Source organism: Halalkalibacter wakoensis JCM 9140 (genome assembly GCF_000513095.1).
Taxonomy (GTDB): domain Bacteria; phylum Bacillota; class Bacilli; order Bacillales; family Bacillaceae_D; genus Halalkalibacter; species Halalkalibacter wakoensis.
In genome coordinates, this window is sequence record NZ_BAUT01000023.1 from 31,326 (window position 1) to 52,573 (window position 21,248).

The following is a 21,248-nucleotide window of genomic DNA, read 5'->3' on the forward strand; positions in this document are numbered from 1 at the left end:
TTGAATCCTTTTATATATTAAATGTTTTTTTCGAAAAAAGATACCTATTTTTTATAAATTTCTCGTGAAAAAATCTCCCAAAATATTAAGTTTTTATCTATTTTGCAGAAGGTCTTGTAAAGCAGGTTGTAAAGCAGGAAATAAGTATGAATAGTTTTGTGAAATAGCTTTTTCGGGCAGTACTTTTTGACCATCTAAAACGAGTGTGCTCATCTCTCCAAGTAACGCTTTTAAAGCAAAACTTGGGGCAGGAAGGTAATGAGGTCGTTTTAAAACAGACCCTAACGTCTTGCCAAACTCATTCATTTGAGTTGGTGAAGGCGATGTAAGGTTGAAAGCCCCAGAAATAGAAGGGTGCAAAAGCGCAAAATGAAACATCCGAACAACATCATCTATATGAATCCAGCTTAACCACTGGTTTCCAGAGCCTAATGGTCCACCAGCAAACAATCGGTATGGAAGCAGCATTCTTGTTAACGCGCCTTCTTCTGCACTTAAAACGACTCCGAGTCGGCAGTAAACGACCCTCAGTCTAAATTGAGATGCTTCTTGTGCTTCTTTTTCCCATTGCTTTACTACATTCGAGAGGAAGTTTTCTTCTGTTGGTTCCGATTCTTCGGTAAATGTGTGATGATTCGAATTTCCGTAATACCCAATAGCAGAGGCGTTCAAGAGTACGTTTGGTTTCGTTGGCAGTTTTGAAATTAAATCCACAATGGCACGAGTGGATTGAATTCGGCTTTCTAAAATCGCTTTTTTTCTTTTCGCTGTCCATCTTCCTGAACCAATGGATTCACCAGCTAAATTTACGATCGCATCAATTGGTGGCAATTCCTGTTCAGGTTTGGCATCACTTTTTAACCACTCAACGTACTGAATCGAAGGTTGTTCTAGTTTATTTGAGGCATTTCTTGTTAAAATGAAAACAGAATGACCTTCTTGTACGAATAAATCTGTTAGTCTTTTACCGATAAATCCAGTCCCACCTGCAATGACAATATTCATAACATGACCTCCCAATTGGATAGTATCTTCAGTTTACGTTGGTTCCCAATCGTTTTGCAAAAATGAAAGTGTTTATAGGGGTGAACAAGTAATGGCCATCATAGCTAAAATTCAAATTCAGCAAAAAAACAAAAGTCGATACAATATTTTTTTAACAAAGGGGCAGTCAGTTGAATATGCGCTTAGTGTCGATGAAGACCTTTTACTTAAACATGGCTTGAAAAAAGGGCTTGAAATTGATGAAGACTTTTTAATACAACTTATTAATGATGATGAAAAAAAGAAGACGTATAACCTGGCTATTAACTATCTTTCTTATCGTATCCGTTCTATAGAAGAAATGCGTCAATATTTAGTAAAGAAAGAGAAGGAGCCACAGCACATAGAAGAAGTGATTAAACAGTTAATAAATGAGAAGTTGCTTAATGATGAAGAGTTTGCCCAGGCCTACATACGTTCGAAGCAACTAACTCTTATGAGAGGACCGCTTAAGCTAAAACAAGAGTTAAAGCAAAAAGGACTGCGTGACGATACGATTGAGCAAGCACTCGCACAACTCGAGGAGGGCACACAAAAGGAACAAATCATCAACTGGGTAGAAAAGCAAAAAAATAAAAAGACTTCAAAGATGTCAATGGCAGGATTTAAAAATAAACTTTCCACTCAACTGATGACAAAAGGCTACAGCAGGCAAGTAATTGTAGAAGCGATGAATGAAGTGGACTTTACAGCTGATAACGAAGAAGAATGGGATGCCATTATGATTCAAGGGGAAAAAATAAGGCAAAAACTGAAGAAGAAATATACAGGCTGGGAATTTACCCAACGCCTTAAACAGCAGCTCTATCAGAAAGGGTTTCAGATGGATTTGATTGAACACTACATCGAAAATGGCGAGAGTGAGGAATGAGGCACTAGCCTTTTTTACACAAGTTAGTGGGTAACCGGCCGCGGGGGAATGACACTCCGCTTTCCGCGGGTGCCCGGTGAGCCTCCTTGCGGGTGCGAGTGGCTGAAGCGCAATGGATCGATCACGGGAAGAACACCTTAGCAAAGTAGGCGTGAATCATTCTCCATTTTTATACACAAACTTTGTGAAATATTGAACAAAGTTTGTGTATAATAGAATTAGATTATCATTCTAATACTAAGAGTAGCTTTAGAAATGGGGAGTTCTGATGATTACAATACTTGCATTAACACCAATTTTAGCTGTCTTGCTTTTTTTAGTTGTTTTACGAATGCCAGCCATGAAGGCCATGCCGATTAGTTTACTGGTGACCGGTGTGATTGCTTATGTTTTTTGGCAAGTGCCACTTATTCAATTAGCTGCAGCTTCCATCGAAGGAATATTAATTGGGTTATCGATTTTATATATTGTTTTTGGTGCCATTCTTCTATTAAATACGTTACAAGCAAGCGGAGCGATCAATACAATTCGAAACAGTTTTCTTGGGATCAGCAATGATCGCCGGATCCAAGTGGTGTTGATTGCTTGGTTATTTGGAGCCTTTATTGAAGGGGCTGCAGGGTTTGGAACGCCAGCTGCGATTGCCGCTCCTTTACTTGTTGCATTAGGGTTTCCACCACTTGCAGCAGTTGTGCTCGCACTTATCGCGGATAGTAGTCCCGTTTCGTTTGGAGCTGTTGGAACGCCGGTGATTGTTGGGGTTCAGCAAGGGCTTCAAGAGGGGGCTGACTTAGCGCCGGTCGCTGCGAGTTATATTCAAGGGCTTTCGATGACGGACTTTTTAAGGCAATTGTCTTCGCAAGTGATGCAAATCGATGTCATTGTAGGGACACTTATGCCTCTCATCTTAATTCTCATTTTAACAAGGTTTTTTGGTGAAAATCGCTCTTGGAAAGAGGGGTTCGTCATGTGGAAATTCGCGTTATTTGCTGGACTGAGCTTTACGGTTCCGGCATTGATCGTCGCGACGCTAATCGGACCAGAGTTTCCTGCTATTATTGGTGGTTTGTCGGGCTTGGTGTTTGTTTTATTTGCATTGAAAAGACGTTGGTTCTTGCCTGAGAATTCTTGGGATTTTGGGGAGGAATCAGGTTGGAATAAAGAATGGTTAGGAAGCATTGCCGTTGATCGAACTGAAAAGCCGGTTACGATGAATTTGGCTACGGCGTGGGTCCCGTATATTTTACTAGGAATTGTGCTTGTTTTAACTCGTCTTGATGTATTGCCTTTAAAAAGCTGGTTGTTAAGTTTTATCGTTGGTTGGGAGAACATATTAGGGACCGAAATTAGTGCCAATTTCCAACCGTTGTATTTACCTGGAACAGTCTTTTTATTCGTTGTAGCGATCACTTTCTTTTTGCACAAAATGAAATTTTCTACATTTAAAATGGCGCTTGGAGTATCCAGTAAGGCTTTAATAGGGACATCGATTACGTTATTTACGGCTGTTCCAATGGTTCGTATTTTTATTAATTCAGGTGTGAATGCCGCTGGCCTAGAAAGCATGCCAGTTGAATTGGCGTTCCAAGCATCTGCTTATTTAGGTGAAAGTTGGCCTCTAGTTGCACCATTTATTGGGGCATTAGGGTCGTTTATTTCAGGTAGTGCGACCTTTAGTAATATGATGTTCTCGTTGTTTCAGTTTAATGTAGCCGATCAAACCGGATTAGATCCCATGCTGATTCTTGGCTTACAAGTTCTTGGAGCAAATGCAGGGAACATGATTTGTGTCGTGAATGTCGTGGCAGCAGCCTCTGTGGTTGGACTTGTTGGGAAGGAAGGAGCAATCATTCGGATGACCATGGTTCCGATGCTTTATTATGCGGGGCTTTCTGGTATCATTGGCATGATTCTGGCCTTCTTATTATAATTAATCGAATTTTTTGTTTGTGGTGTCTCTTTCCACTATAATAAAGAAAGAAGAATGGGAGGAGACAGAAGGATGGAACAACAAAAGCGATTTAGTCAAATGACAGAATATGAGCTTCGTACAGAAATAGCCCGTTTAAATGAAAAAGCAAAGAAGGCTGAGCAGTTAGGCATGTCAAGTGAATTTGCTGTTTATGAAAGGCGTGTCCTTGTCGCAAAAGCCTATTTGCTTAATCCAGATGACATCGAGCCAGGGAAAACATATGAAATAGACGGTGGCTCTACTTTTAAAGTTTCATACATGAATGGGTATTTTGCCTGGGGCTATCGAGACGACCAAAAGAATCTTGAAGGAATTCCGATTTCATTATTGCAACCATAAAGCAAGGAGGGCTGAGACAAAGCACAATGCAATGTCCCAGCCCTGAAAAAAATTATTAACGTTGTTCGGCTTTTCTGTGTAAGCGAACTTTAATATCGGTTTGACTCATTTGAGTTTCCCCACCGATTTGTTTGGAAGCGTGCTTCGCATTTGCACGAGGTGAATCAAATGGACTTTTATATTCTTGTCCAGCTTGGAAATTCATGCTCCTCTTACCCATAGTCAGGCACCTCCAGAAAACGTTGGATTTAAAAAAGGTAGTTATCCCAATTAATTGTTCGTATCACCATCACTGTTTCTCATACGCTCTCTAGGTCGCGTATTAATGCTTAGATCTGCACGTTTGGACTCGTTTTTATGACGAATGTCCTTCGGTGAATTCCCCTCGAACTTAATATGGTTTGGAAAGCCTTTAGCCTTGTTTCGCATTGGCGTTTCCCTCCTTTCCAACGTGTTCAGTACTATTATGAGCAGACACAGATAAGATATAAGACGTAAACTTTGACAATGGAGGAAAAGAACATGGAAGATCGCTTTAGAAAATTAACAGAACAGCTATTAGCCGTAAATGAAAACATTACAGCTTCTCAAGCAAGAACGTGGGTCGAAAGCTTGTGGGAAGATTTTGAAACGACTAGAGCAAAGGGAGGATGGTCTTATAAAGGCCAAGATCATACGGAGAAAATCGTTGAAAAGTGGATTACACAATATGGCCCTCATTTGCATAAATACAACCCAACAAAAGAAAAATTTTCGCATTTAAATAAAGATGATAGTCACTTGAATCATTAAAAAGGCTGCTTCCTTACCTATAAGGAAGACAGCCTCTTACTTTTTATTCGGTAATAACGTTTAATTTCTTCTGCAACGTTTCTTCGCTAAAGACCCAACCTGTATAGGAACTTAACACATTTAGGTCTTGATCAAGTTGAACGATGGCCACAAAAGGGTAATGCCCTTTGCTTCGGTAGCGTAAATCAATGAAACGGACTTCCGTCATACCGCCTTCCTTGTCTTCGATCTCCCAGCGGTAAGAAGGGGAGAAAGATAAGAAGGCAGATAAATTTGGATCTTTTCTTGCTGCATTAATAACAGGAATATCTGGAATTGGGTCGAATGAATACTGTTCAAAGTATTCAAATTCATGGTTCCTTGATTCAGTCACATACATGATGTCTGGTGTCCGAATGACCACATGCCATTGGTTCCACCTGATCGTTGGAGAGACAAACACATGACTGGCATCAGGATGCAAGGTTTTTGCATGAGCGACCACACGTTTCTTTTCTGAAATACGCCATAAATAATAGACAACTAAGAGTAAATACAACACTAAGATCGTTGGGCCTGGTCTGGCTAACCCTAGCCCCCAAATCGCAAATGCAGCCAAATGACTAAAGAAAATAAATGGGTCAAAAATGTTAATAATACCTAAAGCAATCCATTTATTTGAGAACGGTTTTAGTGCTTGAGTGCCATAAGCATTAAAAATATCGACGAACACATGCAAAAATACGGCGATAAAAGACCAAAGTAAAATAATCGCCCAGTTTGTTTCTGGAGTGAACAAAAGAATACCGCTCGTAATCAAAACCGGCCAAATAAACAGGGCTGGAATAGAATGGGTGACTCCGCGATGGTTACGTATGTATACGGCGTTGTTTCTGAGTTTTAAAATCGTATCGAAATCAGGTGCTTGAGATCCGATGATCGTCGCAATCATGACCGATGTAGGAAGCAATGGGTCGTTTGCAATTGCTGGTTGCAAGGTCGCCAACCCTCCAAGAGCAACGCCCATTACGACGTGAGTACCAGTATCCATCGAGTGTAATCCCTCCTAATCACGTGAAAAAATGATATAGTTTATTTATACCCGAAAAAAGACTGTTTAAAAAGGGGAGATTGGAAGAAATGACGAAACCTTTACAGATTTTTATGGAATATAAAGTGAATAAAAATCAGGTTCATGAATATGAGCAAGCGATGAAAGAGATTATAGAAGTCCTTCCAGAGTATGAAGCAACGAATATTCAATGGTTTGTTGGTGAGGAGGATCAACCTTATTTATATGTGGAAATGTTTGAGGTTCCAACCATTTCTCATTATGAAGTGATAAAAAATATGCGCAGATCAGCAGAACACTCTACATTTGGCAAAATCGTTCCATTTATTGATGGGGGAGCTGAGAAAATTCATTGTTGGGCGTTTAAAAGAAAGGAATCGTGAGTAAAGCATTGGAACAAGAGCAACTAAAAGATTTTCACATCAATGACTTTCAACATCATTTAGTATCATGGTTTAAAGAAAATCAACGTGACTTGCCTTGGAGGCTGTCAAAAGATCCATACCGTGTGTGGGTATCGGAAATTATGCTACAGCAAACAAGGGTAGACACCGTTATTCCGTATTACAATGCTTTCATGCGTCAATTTCCAACACTTGAAGCGTTAGCAGAAGCAGAAGAAGATCAAATTTTAAAAGCGTGGGAAGGGCTCGGGTATTATTCTAGAGTTCGAAACCTGCAGACTGCCGTTCGCGAAGTGGTCGAGCATTATGGTGGAGTGGTCCCGGATAATCGAAAAGATATTTCATCGTTAAAAGGGGTTGGTCCGTATACAGCAGGAGCAGTGTTAAGCATCGCTTATGGAAAACCAGAACCAGCTGTAGATGGAAATGTGATGAGGGTGTTATCGCGTGTGCTCCTGGTAGAGGAAGACATCGCCAAACCATCCACACGGAAAATATTTGAAGCGATTTTGTATGATTTGGTTTCAAAAGAAGACCCGTCTTCGTTTAATCAAGGTCTAATGGAGCTTGGAGCCTTGATTTGTACTCCAACATCACCAGGTTGTTTGCTTTGCCCAGTAAGAGAATTTTGCCGGGCTTATGATACAGGAAAACAAAACGAACTGCCAATTAAGTCAAAAAAGAAGAAACAATCATTGAAACACATGGCTGCCCTTATCGTCCGAAATGAAGCAGGGGAAGTCTTGATTGAAAAGCGGCCAGAAACAGGGCTGTTAGCAAGACTGTGGCAGTTTCCGAATATAGAAATTTCAGAAGAACAGTCATTAGAGGAGCAATTTTCTCAAGAATATGAGACTTCGTTTCAAATCGGCGAACAAGTCCAACACGTGGAGCATGTATTTTCGCACTTGATCTGGAATATTGCTGTTTATGAAGCGACGGTAAGTGGTAGACCTACAGGAGGACAAGCGACTAGAAAGTGGATTGAAGTAACGGATATCGAGAAATATGCCTTCCCTGTATCTCACCAAAAAATAATTCAGAAATCATTGTTGTAGGGGGATGTAATATGGATTTGCAACTAGAAAATAAAGTGGTTCTCGTAACAGGGGGCTCAAAAGGAATTGGCCTGGCGATTGCTTCAGCTTTTGTAGAAGAGGGAGCGAAAGTGGCGATTGTGGCACGCGGAAAAGAAGCTCTTGAAGAGGCCAAAGGAAATCTACAAGGAGACGTTCTAGCAATTGAGGCGGATTTAACAAATGAAGCTGAACGTGAACGTGTTGTAAACAACGTCGTAGAAGCTTATGGAACCATTGATGTTCTTGTGAATAACGTTGGTGGAAGCAACGGCTCAACAACAGCTGAAACCGACTTAGCCTTGTTTCAACAAGCGTTTGATTTAAATTACTTCTCTGCAGTGCATTTTAGTAAACTCGTTCTTCCGTATCTAAAAGAAAAAAGCTCAGGAAGCATTATTAACATTTCTTCTATTTTTGGAAGGGAATCAGGCGGAAAAGTTACGTACAATAGTGCAAAAGCCGCGATGATTAGTTTCACCAAATCATTAGCAGATGAAGTCATTCAAGACGGAATTAGGGTAAATGGAGTTGCTCCTGGTTCGATTTTACATCCTTCTGGAAATTGGCAGCGAAGACTTGAAGAAAATCCAGAGAAAATCAAGCAATTTGTGAAAGATGAAATTCCAGCTGGCCGGTTCGGATCAGCGGAAGAAGTGGCCAACGTTGTTACGTTTTTAGCGTCTGAGAAAGCGAGCTGGGTAGTAGGGGCTACGATTAACGTGGATGGTGGACAATCAAGGTCGAATTTTTAAAGGGTGTTTTCCTTTTTTTTGTTGTTTTTGGGGTAACATGTTTTTTCCCATGTTCGTTCCATTGCGCTACAGCCACTCGCTTTCCGCGGGGAGGTGCCGAGCCTCCTCGCTTACGCCTGTGGGGTCTCGCCGCAGGAGTCGAGTGACTTTCGCTTCATTTCACTAGGAGGAAAACTTTTATATAGCAACTATCCCTTTCGAAACCAGTCTTTCAAAAAATGCTGGACAATAAGTTTAGTGAAATAAAATCCGAATGATTCAAACGAATCGTTCGGATTTTTCTGAAATGCACAATCAATATTGGCGGTGAAAAGTAATAAAGGAGATGTCCTCTTACTAGCGTAACATACACGTAGACTCCTACAGGAGGAAGGCAGGGGTGAGACCCCTCCGGTGCGGTAGCACGAGGAGGCTCACCAGCCGCCCGCGGAAAGCGAAGTGTATGTCCGGAGCGGTGCTTATTAAGTACCTATTTTGTTCGATTTATTACTGATCATCATTAATCATGTGAATCTCTTTTATTTTTTCCTTCGTTTCAGGCGTTCCTAAGCGATACAGTTCCTCATATACATCGTTTAATCCTCTTTGGTATTCATTTCTGTCTTCATCGACTACTTCATCGTCAAAATGACGGAATGTAATGAGGTTTCCAAGTTCAAGGTCGTGAGATTGAACTTCGTGAAGTAAATCTTCTAACGCTTTTTTCTCTGTCGGAGTGGCTGCAATTTCATACTCAATTAATTGGCCATCATCGACTTTGATCGGGCTGATCGCATCCATGCTAATTGGATTTAGATTAACGTAGTACAATTCTTTTTCCATCGTTACAATCTCCTTTCTAATCAAACGCTTGTTTAGATCAAACGTTTGTTTAGTTTGTTATTTATCGTTCCCATAATTCCAAGAAACATGAAAAAGGACTAACGAATTCGTCAGTCCTTTTACGAGATGTTTTTAATTTGAATGATCTAAAATGATGCGTCCGGAGTACTCTTTTTTCTCTAAAGTCTCATGAGCTTTGGCAGCTTCTGTGTAGGAAAAGACTTTTCCAATGTGAGATGTAAGTGTACCATTTTTTAATTCTGTTGAAATGTGTTGACCTGCTTGAATCAGCTCGTTTTTTGGAGCCGTAAAAAGAAGAACACCAATCAACGATGCGTGCTTCATATTCAGTTGTCTCCACATAAGGGGAGGCGTGTTATCAACAGGAGATCCAATTGTAATAATGCGACCGCCTAATGCAAGAACCTCTAAGTCGGCTTCCATATTCTCACTAAAAGACATATCTAAAATAAGAGAGACACCAGCATGATTCGTTAGTTCTTTTACTTTTGTGACGAGGTCGTCTGTTTTGTACACAATCACTTCGTCAGCACCAGCTTTTTTCGCAATGTCTGCTTTTACTTGGTTGCTTGCGGTTGCAATCACGAATGCGCCAGCTTTTTTGGCGAGTTGAATGGCTGCATGCCCAACAGCACCAGCACCTCCGTACACAAGAACAGCTTCGTTTTCTTTTAATTGACCTCGATTAAATAAAGAAAGGTAGGCTGTCATGTATGGCATCGCAATGGCTGCACCGTCTTCAAATGTCGCATTCTCAGCTAAAGGGAACACCAAATCTGCAGATACCGCAACATATTCGGCGGAGGCTCCTTTTGCATTTGTTGCCCAAACACGATCACCTACTTGAAGGTTTGTCACATCTGTACCGACTTCAACGACTTCCCCTGCCACATCAAAATGAGGAATGTGAGGAAAAGAATCAACTTGGCGTATGCCTTTTCGGAAATATGTATCAACTGGATTAATGCCGCTTGCTTTTACTTGAATTAACACTTCATTACTTTGAATGGATGGTTGATCGACTTCTTTTACTGTTAATACAGTTGGATCTCCATATTGTTCATATACAACCGCTTTCATTTTTATCTCTCCTTTGTAACCTATTCTTTCTTTATTTTATAGTAAAAATCTGAATATTCCTATCAAAAAGTATTGCGGTGAGGGAAGGAACAGGGGGAAAAGGACTCATAGAGCTGATGAAGGCCCGAATGGATTGGAGGAACGGAGTGAAAGGCATTCATAGAGCTGATGAAGGTCCAAATGAAACCGATGAGCCGGTTAAAAGTGCTTCATCAAGAAAACCGCACAGAAACTAAGCTCTGTGCGGTTTTTAAAAAAAAGTACTGTTTAATCATAATGAGGTTTTGTCCCTTGAGTCCACGTTGCTTCTTGGTGAAGTCCGCCTCGGGATTCGATTTCGCGGATGATTTCACGGTGGATGCTAGCGCCTTCTGCGTTCAGGTATGGTGTCATTTGTTGCAAGCCATGGTGGAAAAAAGCCAATTCTTTATCCGTCCATTGATTCTTCGACATCATCGAAAGTTCAGTCATATCTCTTCCAACATACATAGTGGTTCCTCCTTACGGTGTGATGTGCTTAGTGTTCCTGTTCGATTGAAGCCCTATACGGTATAATGGGTGACATATGAAAATATTGGAGGTTGAACGATGGAACAAAAAGTAGCTCTTGTAACAGGAAGTAGCCGAGGCATTGGCCGATTGATCGCATTAAAATTGGCGGAGCGCGGGTATAATATTGTGATTAACTATGCTAGAAGCAAAACAGCAGCATTAGAAGTGGCAAAAGAGATTGAGGCGATTGGTCAAAAAGCGCTTGTTGTTAAAGCGAATGTAGGGAAGAAAGATAAAATTGAGGAACTGTTTCAAAAGATTGATGAAGAATTTGGAAGATTAGATATATTGGTAAATAATGCGGCATCAGGAGTATTGCGTCCTTTGATGGAATTAGAAGAAAGCCATTGGGATTGGACGATGGATATTAATAGCAAGGCACTTCTTTTTTGTGCGCAAGAAGCGGCGAAGCGCATGGAGAAAAATGGAGGAGGCCATATTGTTAGCTTAAGCTCGTTAGGTCAATCCGTTATTTGAAAAATTACACAACGGTCGGAGTTTCAAAAGCAGCGGTTGAAGCGTTAACTCGTTATTTAGCCGTTGAATTGGCTGAAAAAGGTATCGTTGTGAATGCTGTATCTGGTGGAGCGGTAGATACAGATGCGTTAACTCATTTCCCGAATCGTGATGAATTGTTAGCAGATGCGGCTAATCGAACGCCAGCTGGCCGAATTGTTGAAGCGGAAGATTTGGCTAACACGGTATTATTTTTATTATCAAAAGAAGCACAAATGATTCGTGGACAAACAATCATAGTTGATGGAGGCATTTCTCTTTTGACGTAAAAATAAATTATGTTTTAGTTGCATAAAGGATTTCATCCCCGGACATCTTAATGTCGTGGAGGTGATACACATGGATAGACAACAACAACAAGCGTCTAAGACAAACGCTCAAGAAGTACGTCGTCAAAACCAAGCTTCTGCTCAAGGTCAAGACACGGAATTTGCTAGCGAAACTGACGTTCAAGAAGTACGTCAGCAAAACGCTCAATCAGCAGCGCGCAAGCAACAAAACTCTTCTAAATAATTGCGTTTTTTAAACAAAGCACCCTTTGGCATAACGTCCAAAGGGTGCTTGTTTTTTATACATATAGGTAGATCATAAAAATCGTTATTCGTTAGCATTTCAAATTAAGTAACAAAACGTTATAATAGAGAAGAATGAAGCAATTGATGTGAGTAACTTAGTTTTTGCTAGTAGAAAATAGAGTAGAAAGCGGAAAAGGAAAGCTACTCTACCACTACTGACGTCCGAAATATGCAAGGAAGGGAGCTAAATATGAACTTTCCCAAAGTAGGAAGCAATATTGAGATCCATAGCTATAAGCATAATGGATTGATTCATCGCATTTGGGAAGAAACAATTGTGCTTAAAGGGACGTCAAAGGTTGTAATTGGAGGGAATGACCGTATTCTAGTGAAGGAATCGGATGGAAGGAATTGGAGAACGCGAGAGCCAGCAATATGTTATTTTGATTCCGAACAATGGTTTAACACAATCGGTATGATTCGATCAGATGGTATTTATTACTATTGCAACCTTGGGTCACCTTTTACTTGGGATGAGGAAGCATTAAAGTATATTGATTATGACCTCGATATAAAGGTGTTCCCAGATATGACCTTTAAGCTCTTAGATGAAGATGAATATGATTTGCACCGGAAGATTATGAATTATCCGCCTGCAGTTGATGCGATTCTTCAACGAAGTGTCGATGAATTAATCTCATGGATTCACCAAAGAAAAGGGCCATTCGCACCACAATTTGTTGAAAACTGGTATGAGAGATTTTTACAATATCGTTAAAGCAAGGGTCTGACTTAACGGAGTAGCAAGCAAGAATGGCTCTCGGAGGTCAGGCCTTTTCTTAGAAAAAAGAGGGGGTGACGAAGCTGAATAGCATGAAACGCTATATGGCATTCGTCAAGCCGTATTGGAAAGAGATATTCGTTACGATTTTCATTGGGATATTAAAATTTGGTATCCCATTGTTAATGCCGCTTGTGATGATGTATGTCATTGACGATATTATTTTTGCAGAGGCGATGACGCAGGACGAAAAAACATCACTGTTACTAAAAATTATGGCTGTGATGTTTGTCATTTTTGTCGTGCTCAGGCCACCTATTGAATATTATCGTCAATATTTTGCACAGTGGATTGGAAACAAAGTGTTATATGACATTCGTGATCAATTGTTTACCCATATTCAAAAATTGAGTTTGCGTTTTTATTCAAATCGAAAAGTTGGAGAAATTATTTCTCGTGTGATTCATGATGTAGAACAAACGAAGAATTTTGTGATGACTGGTCTTATGAACATTTGGCTTGACCTGATTACGATTGTGATTGCGATTATTATTATGCTGAACTTAAATGTTTGGTTAACGCTCGTTGCCATTTCAATGTTTCCATTTTACGGCTTTTCCGTGAAGTATTTTTATGCGAGGCTTAGACATCTAACAAGAGTGAGGTCACAGGCTTTAGCGGAGGTACAAGGACATTTGCATGAACGAGTCCAAGGAATGAGTGTGATTCGAAGCTTTGCCCTTGAGGATCATGAGCAAAAGCAATTTAGCAAGCGTAATAGTCACTTTTTAAATAGAGCGCTTGATCATACGAAGTGGAATGCGAAAACCTTTGCGGTAGTCAATACGATTACTGATATTGCTCCACTTCTCGTTATTTTTGTTGCGGGTTATTTTGTCATTAATGGAACTCTTGAAGTCGGGGCGATGACGGCGTTTGTGCTGTATATGGAGCGTCTTTACGGACCGTTACGACGACTTGTGAACTCATCGACGACGTTAACCCAGTCGATTGCCTCAATGGACCGGTATTTGAGTTTATTGATGAAAAATATGATATCCAAGATGAGCCGAATGCAAAGTTTTTAGGTCGAGCAAAAGGTCATATCGAATTTAAAAATGTGACGTTTCATTACGATGATGAAGAGAAAGCAGCGCTTAAAAATTTGCAGCTTGATGTGAAACAAGGAGAGACAATTGCGTTCGTTGGAATGAGTGGTGGTGGAAAAAGTACCCTCATTAGTTTGATTCCTCGTTTTTATGACGTGACATCGGGTGAAATTTTGTTAGATGGTGTGAACATTAAACATTATGGAGTGCGGAGCTTACGTGACAATATTGGAATGGTGCTTCAAGACAATATTTTGTTTAGTGATTCTGTTAAAGAAAACATTTTAATGGGTCGACCTGGTGCGAGTGATGAGGAAGTCGTCGCAGCAGCCAAAGCAGCGAATGCGCACGAATTTATCGAGGCTCTTCCAAAAGGATATGACACGGAAGTTGGCGAAAGAGGAGTGAAGCTATCAGGAGGACAAAAGCAGCGTGTGGCAATTGCTCGAGTCTTTTTGAAAAACCCACCAATCTTAATCTTTGATGAAGCAACGTCTGCGCTTGATTTAGAAAGTGAGCATTACATCCAAGAAGCGCTTGAAGTACTTGCAAAAGATCGAACGACGTTTATCGTCGCGCATCGTCTATCAACGATCACACATGCAGACCGAATTGTAGTGATTGAAAATGGCGAGATTGTCGAAGTGGGCCACCACGATGAATTGATGAAACGAAATGGAAGTTATAAAAAACTATTTGATGTCCAGCAGCTTCATTAAAGTGGGTCATGGGGACAGGTTCCTTGACCCAGTTCAAGTGGACTCACGTTCCGTTATTTGTGACAAAAACAGCGATTTTGCAGTGTTTGAGGACTTAGGTTCCGCTATTTCATGTTTGGAGGGGTTATTTATACTAAATTTTTGCAAATAGCGGATTCTGTGACCGCCAACCCCTTCAAAATGCGGGTTTTGGATGAAATAACGGAACTGGTGTCCGCCCATATATAAAAAGAAGAAAGGCTCCGTTCATAAAGTGAACGGAGCCTTTCTTTAATCTTCTTCGCGCTCTCGGATTTTTACTTCGTTTTCCTCTTGGTGGTACGTAAAGAAGCTTTCGACTAAGTGATCGAGGTGTTCAAGTTGCTCTTGGTATTCAATCATTTGCGAAACAGCAGGTAAGAGGTGGAGCCATTGATTGTAATCAATGCAAGGTTGAGTTTGCAAGCTAATATAATAGCTCATTAATTCTTCTTTCCCTGCGTTCATTTTTTCGATTAATTCGTCTGAATGATTAGTGTGTGTTCTCCCGATATACCTTAATAAAATCCGGTCATGGTAGGATGTTAAGTATTGGAGTTGTTTTTCAAATTTTTGATGCGTTTCTTCGGGCAATAAATTCAATTCTTCTGTGCGTTTTTCTAAGTTTTTCAGTACAAATAAAGCTTTTTTGGCTGTTACAAGCATTTGCCTGTATAGCACGACTTTACGCGCTTTTCCGTATTTGTTTTTCATAAAATAATTGCGTTCTTCTTTATATAGTAGGTAAATGTTCTCGAGTTTGACCATTTTTTCTTCGAGACGATTTAAGTCCTTTTTAAGAGCGCGATGATCAGCTGCATGGCGAATCAATAACATCGTCCATTGATTAATATCTTCCGTCGCAGATAACAATTTGTGGTAGAGCTTTGTTTCGTATTTAGGCGGTAAAAACAGTAGATTAATAATAAAAGCAGCTAGTACGCCAATTAAAATGAGTCCAAATCGTCCTGCGGCAAATAGAATAAAGTCATCTGCAGGGCTTTCCATAATGACAATGACGGTCATGATTGCTAGTGGGATGGTCGTTGGTTCTAGTTTGACTTTTAAGATAATCGATATCGCTAGTACAACGACAAGCCCGACAACAAAAGGGTCATGGCCAAATGTCATAACGAAAATGACAGCTAAAAATGCTCCGATAATGTTTGCTTGTATTTGCTCTAAAATCGTTTGGAATGTCCGGTAAAGCGATGGTTGCACAGCGATTGCTGAAGCAAGAGCCGCAAACATAGGAGGTTCGAGCCCGAGCCAAATCGCCAAATAAAGGGAAAGCATAACAGCTAACCCGGTTTTAAAAATGCGAGCACCAAGTTTCATATGTGAAGATAACTCCTTTTATGCTTTCGCTAAGATCTAAATCCATGGATAATCGTATTGCTAGTGTCCTCAATTCATAACCAAAAAATAACACCGAAGCGTAATATACAATGAATGACAGGAAGAAGCAAGCCTTTTATTGATGAAAAAAAGGACCAACAGGGATTCGTACAGTCCTGTTGGTCCTTCTGCTTTCTTGACTTAATTCATCGCAGCAAAAGCTTCATCTACTGCTTGCAATGTTTCTTGTATATCCTCTTTTGTATGAGCAATGGTTAAAAACCATGCTTCATATTTGGATGGAGCTAAGTTGACTCCGCGTTTTAGTAGCTCTTTGAAGAATATGCCGAAACGATCACCATTTGTGTTTTCGGCTTGTTCGTAATTGGTTACTTTTTCGTCTGTAAAGTAAACCGTAAGTGCACCTTTGAGGCGGTTGATCGTAATCGTTTCACCGTGCTTTTTGGCAAGTGTTTCGATGCCTTCCTCTAGTATCGCGCCTAATTGATCTAGTTGTTCATATACACCTTGTTGCTGTAATACTTCCAGGCAAGCAATTCCAGCACTCATAGACGCTGGGTTTCCAGCCATTGTTCCAGCTTGGTAAGCAGGACCGAGTGGAGCGACTTTTTCCATAATGTCAACTCGACCGCCATAAGCGCCAATCGGAAGTCCTCCACCGATGATTTTTCCTAGTGCCGTCATATCTGGCTCTACACCAAGATAGTTCTGAGCTCCTCCGTACATGAATCGAAAAGCTGTGATCACTTCATCGTAGATTACAAGAGCACCTGTTTCATGTGTTAAGTCATTCACCGCTTGAAGGAACCCTTCAGCTGGTTCTACAATCCCGAAGTTTCCAACAATTGGTTCAACGAGAACGGCTGCGATGTCGTCACCCCATTTTTGTAATGCTTCTTTATAGGCATCAATATCATTAAAAGGAACCGTAATGACTTCTTTTGCGATGTTTTTCGTCACACCTGCAGAATCAGGGGTGCCAAGTGTCGATGGGCCAGATCCAGCTGCAACTAAGACGAGGTCGGAGTGTCCGTGATAGCAGCCGGCAAATTTAATGATTTTGTCTCGTCCTGTGTAAGCACGCGCAACACGGATCGTCGTCATCACAGCCTCTGTTCCTGAATTCACAAAACGTACCTTCTCAAGGGAAGGGATTGCCTCTTTTAACATTTTGGCAAACGTATTTTCTAGCTTCGTTGGTGTTCCGAATAAAACGCCATTTTCAGCCGCCTCTTGAATCGCTTTTGTAATATGAGGATGAGCATGTCCTGTAATAATAGGGCCGTATGCGGCTAAATAATCGATGTAACGATTGCCGTCGACATCCCAGAAATGAGCCCCTTTTCCTTTTTCCATAAAAATCGGGGTCCCACCACCTACTCCTTTATAGGCGCGAGATGGACTGTTGACTCCTCCGACGATAAGATCCTTTGCTTCATTATATAAAAGTTCCGATTGTTCCCAGTTCATGATAAGCCTCCTAGTGAAAGTGTTCTGTTTGTATTCAACCATAGAGGAGCGAAATGGGCAAGTTAGAGTCTAATTCCTGATGAAAGCTCATAAATGTTACTAGAGGTGATATTGTGAATGTGCTTCTTTCATTAGCGCTAATGATGGCGACGATTGGAACGCTTGTTAGTATTTTAATGTTATTGCGCTACCGCCCGATTCGTGGGACTCATCAAGTTTCTTTAAGGCACTTTGCCCTTTTACTATTGGTTTATATGACAATGATTTTATCGTTTTCTAATTTGTACTTAGGTCTTGAGATGTTAGGGATTGAAGTGTTAAAAGAAGGGAATTCTCATGTAGAGGGGACCGTAAACCATTTAATCGTAGACATTGTTTATTTTAGTGCGGTAACCATGCTTTCTGTTGGTTATGGAGATTTGGTTCCGATCGGGATTGGTCGATTCATTGCAATTGTACAGGCTTTATGTGGTTTTTTTGTTACCGGCGGCTTTTGTTGTGACGTCTTTTTTGCATGTAGCGAATAAGGAGGAATAGTTGTCTTTCTTCCAAACATGGGCTACGCTATTAGGAAAACATGTAAGGAGATGGATAGAATGACGATTGAAATTGGCCAAATGGCTCCAAGCTTTTCATTACCGGCAAATAATAATGAGACTGTTTCTTTAGAAGATTTTCGTGGGAAGAATGTCGTTCTCTACTTTTATCCAAAAGATATGACACCGGGATGCACGACTCAAGCTTGTGACTTCCGTGATAAAATAGAAGATTTTTCAGAACTAGATACCGTGATTATCGGGGTAAGTCCAGATCCCGTTGCCAGACATGAAAAATTTATTGAGAAATATCAACTTCCATTTTTGTTGTTAGCAGACGAAGAACACGAAGTAGCTGAGCAATATGGGGTTTGGACATTAAAGAAGAACTTTGGAAAAGAATACATGGGAATTGAACGTTCTACGTTTGTGATCGATAAAGAAGGCAAGCTTGTGAAAGAATGGCGTAAAGTGAAAGTGAAAGATCACGTTGCTGAGGCGCTTTCGTTTGTGAAGGATGAACTTCAGAACTGATTGTTGAAGCGAGTAGGAACTTCAAGCCTCAAAATCGAATAGTTTATTTTATAAAGGTTGTTTTGTTTAATTTCGAAGGTTGCTCTCATCTTATATTGGAGCGCACCTGTGACAATACGTAACAAATTAGGCAAAGCAGCCATTTTTTTAGGATCCGTTGAATGGGGGAAACGTGATGAAGTTACTCGTATGTATTATTGATAATGTGTATCGAGATGCCGTTGAATCTAGGTTGAAAAAGCAAGGATACAGGATGACGGAGCTGGCGAGTTCTGGAGGATTTTGGAAAAAAGGCAATACAACCTTTTTGTTTGGTATAGAAGAGAAGGATATACAGCAACTTCAAGACGAGTTGAAGTCAATTTGTGTGGAGCTTGAAAAGAAAAAGCAGCGCAAGAGCAAGCAAGCTCATCGCTATACATCCTTTTTGTTAGATGTAAAAGACGCGGCTCCTTTTATTGGATTAGGTAATTAGTTGAGTTGAGCCACATTGACAGCGAGATTATTTTTATATTATACTAATTACAAAGTAAGAATGGTTACTTGAAGGGGAGGTGCATGACAATGTCTGATCATCGCTTGCAAGATGCACTTGATGCTTTGAAGAGCACCCGTGTCCGTATGACTCCGCAACGTCATGCGATACTAGAATTCCTATATGAATCAATGACCCATCCGACAGCTGATGATATTTATAAGGCGTTAGAAGGGCGTTTTCCAAATATGAGTGTCGCGACAGTATACAATAATTTGCGCGTATTCAAGGAAGCTGGCATCGTAAAAGAGTTAACATATGGTGATGCATCGAGTAGATTTGATTCGGTCACATCTGATCATTATCACGTGATTTGTGGGGATTGTGGAAAGATTGTAGATTTCCATTATCCAGGATTAGATGAGGTTGAGACGTTAGCTGAACATGTAACGGGATTTAAAGTTCATAATCACCGTATGGAGATTTACGGAACTTGTCCAAAGTGCAAAGAGAAAGTTGAACATTAAAACACCTTCTGAATAGGGAGGTGTTTTAGTCATTAAAAAGAGGAGGAAGAAACGGTACGCGATCCGGTTCTTCCTCCTCTTTGTTTACTTATTTCTTTTTTCGATTGTATTCCTCGTTAAATTCTTTGCCCTCTAATGATTTATCCATTGTTAACGGCTCGTTGCAATGCATACATGCATCAACACGTCCTAGCATTTTTGTTGCGCCGCCGCAAGAGGGACAGACCACTTGGATTGTTTTGGTTGAGAGCATACCGATCCAAAAATAAACAACCGTGCTTCCTATGATACAAAGAAACCCGACGATCATGGCGAGTGACATAATTATAAAGGAATCTCTAAAGAAGATCCCGACGTACATGACGAGAATTCCAATAAATACGAGCGATAAGGCAAAGGTTCTTATTTTATTAATTTTATTCGTGTATTTTAAAGCCATAACATGTCCCTCCTAAATCTAGTAGTAAGTATAGCACAGAACGAGGCTTTCGACTTGAAAGAAATGTTAACAGATAACGAAGATTCGTTCGGAATTAGCAGGAGTTTTTCGTTCTTTGTAGAACTTGTAATCTCGGTATCCTACTAGACTGGTTGTTAAAAGACGGAACATTTTAACGATCGTTTTCGATGAATCTGTCATGCGTAAGGGGGAACGAAATTATGGATGTTTTGTTGCGACAACTATATCAAGACCGTGCAAGTGAAGAAGAGACGTTGTCCATTCTTTTAGTTGAAAAAGAATTTTTGCCGTTATCGGTAACAGATGGGTTTGATGTCGTGATTGTTCTGATTAATCATCATCAGACAATTTCATGGGAAGTGAAGCATTATAAATTAGGTGAAAAGCGAGTGTCCTTTCATTCGTTAAGCCAGGCGGTTATGCACCAAACGTTAATTGTAGGAAATCATAGAAGGTTGGTTGACTGGTTAATAAACGGTAAGATTGTGTTTGATCGAAATGAGTTCTTAAAAGAAGTAAAGGAACGAATTGATTCGTTTCCACCAGGTGATCGAACAAAGAAGATGGCGATTCAATTTACGAAAATGCTTCGAAGGTTTGAGGAAGGGAAGTCGTTGTTTCAAAATGGTCATTATTTTGATGCATTTAGCAATATGATGCACTCGCTTCATCATTTGGCACGTCTTTCTGTAATTAATCATGGATTTTATCCGGAAGTAACTGTTTGGGAGCAAGTGAAGAAAATTGAACCGCAAACTTACATATTGTATCAAGAGCTTTTAAATAGTGAAGAGTCTTTAGAAAAACGAATTGAGCTTCTCATCTTAGCAACGGAATTAGCGATTCGTTCAAAAACAGAAATAGGAAGTCATCACTTTCTTTCTTTATTAGAAACAAAAGAAGGGGAGCTATTTTCGATTGCGGAGTTAATGTCTTTTACCGAAGTAGAAGATTATTGTGTCGACTTAGAACTTCTTATTAGACATTTAGTTGAGAAAGGGTTTGTTACGAGTAAAAAGGTGAAAACAAAGGTAGAAGGAATCGAGAAAACATTTTATTCTTTTAAAAAGTAAGATTGTTTTTCGGTTAGTTATAGAAGTAACGTGTTTGTTTTGCCTTCGCTCTAGCTATTCAGTGATGGAGATGGCAAGCCTCTGTGGGGTCATGGAAGAAGAGGGGTCTTCTTTTAGGCCCTGCTTTTTTATCCTTGTAGGAGCCGGTGCTTTCCCTCCATACCATGGCTGGGAACAATGATGCTCTAAAGTAACAAATCTTAATAAACGTAAAAAAATAAAAAAGATGGTTGACGTTAGAATTTAATGATGATATATTATTACTTGTCGCTAACGAAGCGAACAAAAAACAAATAACAATTTCGAAAAAAACATTTGACATCAGATGAAACGAAACGTTATGATAATCAAGTCGCCATCGAGCGACAAACGAGTTC

General features: G+C 40.2%; 24 protein-coding genes and 2 pseudogenes. 16 read left to right on the forward strand and 10 right to left on the reverse strand.

The features are described 5' to 3' along the window. Positions 1-93: 93 nt before the first annotated feature. The gene (locus JCM9140_RS10740) at positions 94-1,005 is read right to left on the reverse strand and encodes a TIGR01777 family oxidoreductase (RefSeq protein ID WP_034745940.1); all 912 of its coding nucleotides are present in this window, start codon (positions 1,003-1,005) and stop codon (positions 94-96) included. A gap of 91 nt (positions 1,006-1,096) precedes the next feature. Here JCM9140_RS10740 and recX point away from each other — a divergent pair, with 91 nt between their 5' ends. From recX to JCM9140_RS10755, 3 genes are all read left to right on the forward strand, one after another. After that, a complete protein-coding gene (gene recX / locus JCM9140_RS10745) occupies positions 1,097-1,915 on the forward strand; it encodes a recombination regulator RecX (RefSeq protein ID WP_034745943.1) in 819 nt (272 codons plus the stop codon). A 268-nt stretch (positions 1,916-2,183) separates the two neighbouring features. Next, a complete protein-coding gene (locus tag JCM9140_RS10750) occupies positions 2,184-3,845 on the forward strand; it encodes an L-lactate permease (RefSeq protein WP_052002201.1) in 1,662 nt (553 codons plus the stop codon). Between the two features lie 72 nt (positions 3,846-3,917). Beyond that, positions 3,918-4,226, forward strand: coding sequence for a YfhH family protein (locus tag JCM9140_RS10755; RefSeq protein ID WP_034745946.1), 309 nt, complete (start codon positions 3,918-3,920; stop codon positions 4,224-4,226). A 55-nt stretch (positions 4,227-4,281) separates the two neighbouring features. Here JCM9140_RS10755 and JCM9140_RS23160 read toward each other — a convergent pair whose 3' ends face one another. After that, complete coding sequence (locus JCM9140_RS23160) at positions 4,282-4,446, reverse strand: YpzG family protein (protein WP_081727660.1); 165 nt, start codon at positions 4,444-4,446, stop codon at positions 4,282-4,284. Positions 4,447-4,496: 50 nt separating this feature from the next. After that, on the reverse strand, positions 4,497-4,655 hold the full coding sequence (sspK, locus tag JCM9140_RS23165; protein ID WP_081727661.1) for a small acid-soluble spore protein K: 159 nt from the start codon (positions 4,653-4,655) through the stop codon (positions 4,497-4,499). Between the two features lie 93 nt (positions 4,656-4,748). Between sspK and JCM9140_RS10760 the strand changes: the two genes are divergently transcribed. After that, the gene (locus JCM9140_RS10760; protein ID WP_034745949.1) at positions 4,749-5,018 is read left to right on the forward strand and encodes a YfhJ family protein; all 270 of its coding nucleotides are present in this window, start codon (positions 4,749-4,751) and stop codon (positions 5,016-5,018) included. A gap of 43 nt (positions 5,019-5,061) precedes the next feature. Here JCM9140_RS10760 and JCM9140_RS10765 read toward each other — a convergent pair whose 3' ends face one another. Continuing rightward, positions 5,062-6,048, reverse strand: coding sequence for a metal-dependent hydrolase (locus JCM9140_RS10765; RefSeq protein ID WP_034745952.1), 987 nt, complete (start codon positions 6,046-6,048; stop codon positions 5,062-5,064). A gap of 89 nt (positions 6,049-6,137) precedes the next feature. Between JCM9140_RS10765 and JCM9140_RS10770 the strand changes: the two genes are divergently transcribed. Genes JCM9140_RS10770 through JCM9140_RS10780 form a run of 3 tightly spaced genes read left to right on the forward strand, consistent with a single transcriptional unit; the run spans position 6,138 to position 8,304 of the window. After that, positions 6,138-6,452, forward strand: coding sequence for a hypothetical protein (locus JCM9140_RS10770; RefSeq protein WP_034745955.1), 315 nt, complete (start codon positions 6,138-6,140; stop codon positions 6,450-6,452). Beyond that, entirely contained in the window at positions 6,449-7,531 is a 1,083-nt protein-coding gene (mutY, locus tag JCM9140_RS10775; protein ID WP_235715324.1) for an A/G-specific adenine glycosylase, read from the forward strand. The genes JCM9140_RS10770 and mutY overlap by 4 nt, the downstream gene beginning before the upstream one ends. An 11-nt stretch (positions 7,532-7,542) precedes the next feature. Continuing rightward, positions 7,543-8,304 (forward strand): SDR family NAD(P)-dependent oxidoreductase, encoded by a 762-nt coding sequence (locus tag JCM9140_RS10780; protein WP_034745958.1) that lies wholly within the window; start codon positions 7,543-7,545, stop codon positions 8,302-8,304. A gap of 486 nt (positions 8,305-8,790) precedes the next feature. Here the strand turns inward: JCM9140_RS10780 and JCM9140_RS10785 are convergent, their stop codons facing one another. The 3 genes from JCM9140_RS10785 to yfhS all read right to left on the reverse strand — a co-directional run bounded on the left by JCM9140_RS10785 (position 8,791) and on the right by yfhS (position 10,716). Beyond that, positions 8,791-9,126, reverse strand: coding sequence for a hypothetical protein (locus tag JCM9140_RS10785; protein WP_034745961.1), 336 nt, complete (start codon positions 9,124-9,126; stop codon positions 8,791-8,793). 132 nt (positions 9,127-9,258) lie between these two features. After that, a complete protein-coding gene (locus JCM9140_RS10790) occupies positions 9,259-10,227 on the reverse strand; it encodes an NADPH:quinone reductase (protein ID WP_034745963.1) in 969 nt (322 codons plus the stop codon). 267 nt (positions 10,228-10,494) lie between these two features. Continuing rightward, positions 10,495-10,716, reverse strand: coding sequence for a mother cell protein YfhS (gene yfhS / locus JCM9140_RS10795; RefSeq protein ID WP_034745966.1), 222 nt, complete (start codon positions 10,714-10,716; stop codon positions 10,495-10,497). A 99-nt stretch (positions 10,717-10,815) separates the two neighbouring features. On the opposite strand from yfhS, the pseudogene fabL reads away from it, so the two are divergent. The 4 genes and pseudogenes from fabL (at position 10,816) to JCM9140_RS10815 (ending at position 14,419) form a co-directional block, all read left to right on the forward strand. After that, positions 10,816-11,564: pseudogene (fabL, locus tag JCM9140_RS10800) on the forward strand (enoyl-[acyl-carrier-protein] reductase FabL). Positions 11,565-11,634: 70 nt separating this feature from the next. Next, positions 11,635-11,808, forward strand: coding sequence for a gamma-type small acid-soluble spore protein (locus tag JCM9140_RS10805; RefSeq protein ID WP_034745968.1), 174 nt, complete (start codon positions 11,635-11,637; stop codon positions 11,806-11,808). Between the two features lie 252 nt (positions 11,809-12,060). Further along, positions 12,061-12,588 carry a nucleoside tri-diphosphate phosphatase gene (gene ntdP / locus JCM9140_RS10810; RefSeq protein ID WP_034745971.1) on the forward strand — a complete coding sequence of 176 codons (528 nt, stop codon included), beginning with the start codon at positions 12,061-12,063 and terminating at the stop codon, positions 12,586-12,588. An 86-nt stretch (positions 12,589-12,674) separates the two neighbouring features. Beyond that, a pseudogene (locus JCM9140_RS10815) lies at positions 12,675-14,419 on the forward strand (ABC transporter ATP-binding protein). Between the two features lie 270 nt (positions 14,420-14,689). Here JCM9140_RS10815 and JCM9140_RS10820 read toward each other — a convergent pair. Together JCM9140_RS10820 and JCM9140_RS10825 are read right to left on the reverse strand one after the other, a co-directional pair. After that, a complete protein-coding gene (locus tag JCM9140_RS10820) occupies positions 14,690-15,775 on the reverse strand; it encodes an FUSC family protein (RefSeq protein WP_034745974.1) in 1,086 nt (361 codons plus the stop codon). A gap of 201 nt (positions 15,776-15,976) precedes the next feature. After that, entirely contained in the window at positions 15,977-17,266 is a 1,290-nt protein-coding gene (locus JCM9140_RS10825) for a glutamate-1-semialdehyde 2,1-aminomutase (RefSeq protein WP_034745979.1), read from the reverse strand. 113 nt (positions 17,267-17,379) lie between these two features. Here JCM9140_RS10825 and JCM9140_RS10830 point away from each other — a divergent pair, with 113 nt between their 5' ends. The 4 genes from JCM9140_RS10830 (at position 17,380) to perR (ending at position 19,338) form a co-directional block, all read left to right on the forward strand. Further along, positions 17,380-17,793 carry an ion channel gene (locus JCM9140_RS10830; protein ID WP_235715325.1) on the forward strand — a complete coding sequence of 138 codons (414 nt, stop codon included), beginning with the start codon at positions 17,380-17,382 and terminating at the stop codon, positions 17,791-17,793. A gap of 69 nt (positions 17,794-17,862) precedes the next feature. Then, positions 17,863-18,336, forward strand: a complete 474-nt coding sequence (gene bcp, locus JCM9140_RS10835; RefSeq protein ID WP_034745981.1) for a thioredoxin-dependent thiol peroxidase — start codon at positions 17,863-17,865, stop codon at positions 18,334-18,336. A gap of 175 nt (positions 18,337-18,511) precedes the next feature. Continuing rightward, positions 18,512-18,811 (forward strand): cyclic-di-AMP receptor, encoded by a 300-nt coding sequence (locus JCM9140_RS10840; RefSeq protein ID WP_034745984.1) that lies wholly within the window; start codon positions 18,512-18,514, stop codon positions 18,809-18,811. 89 nt (positions 18,812-18,900) lie between these two features. Beyond that, the gene (perR, locus tag JCM9140_RS10845) at positions 18,901-19,338 is read left to right on the forward strand and encodes a peroxide-responsive transcriptional repressor PerR (protein WP_034745987.1); all 438 of its coding nucleotides are present in this window, start codon (positions 18,901-18,903) and stop codon (positions 19,336-19,338) included. Between the two features lie 88 nt (positions 19,339-19,426). Here perR and JCM9140_RS10850 read toward each other — a convergent pair whose 3' ends face one another. After that, positions 19,427-19,777 (reverse strand): YgzB family protein, encoded by a 351-nt coding sequence (locus tag JCM9140_RS10850; RefSeq protein ID WP_034745990.1) that lies wholly within the window; start codon positions 19,775-19,777, stop codon positions 19,427-19,429. Between the two features lie 221 nt (positions 19,778-19,998). Between JCM9140_RS10850 and JCM9140_RS10855 the strand changes: the two genes are divergently transcribed. Continuing rightward, positions 19,999-20,871: a nucleotidyltransferase-like protein gene (locus tag JCM9140_RS10855; protein WP_034745993.1), complete on the forward strand. Its 873-nt coding sequence runs from the start codon at positions 19,999-20,001 to the stop codon at positions 20,869-20,871. The last annotated feature ends 377 nt before the right edge of the window (positions 20,872-21,248 follow it).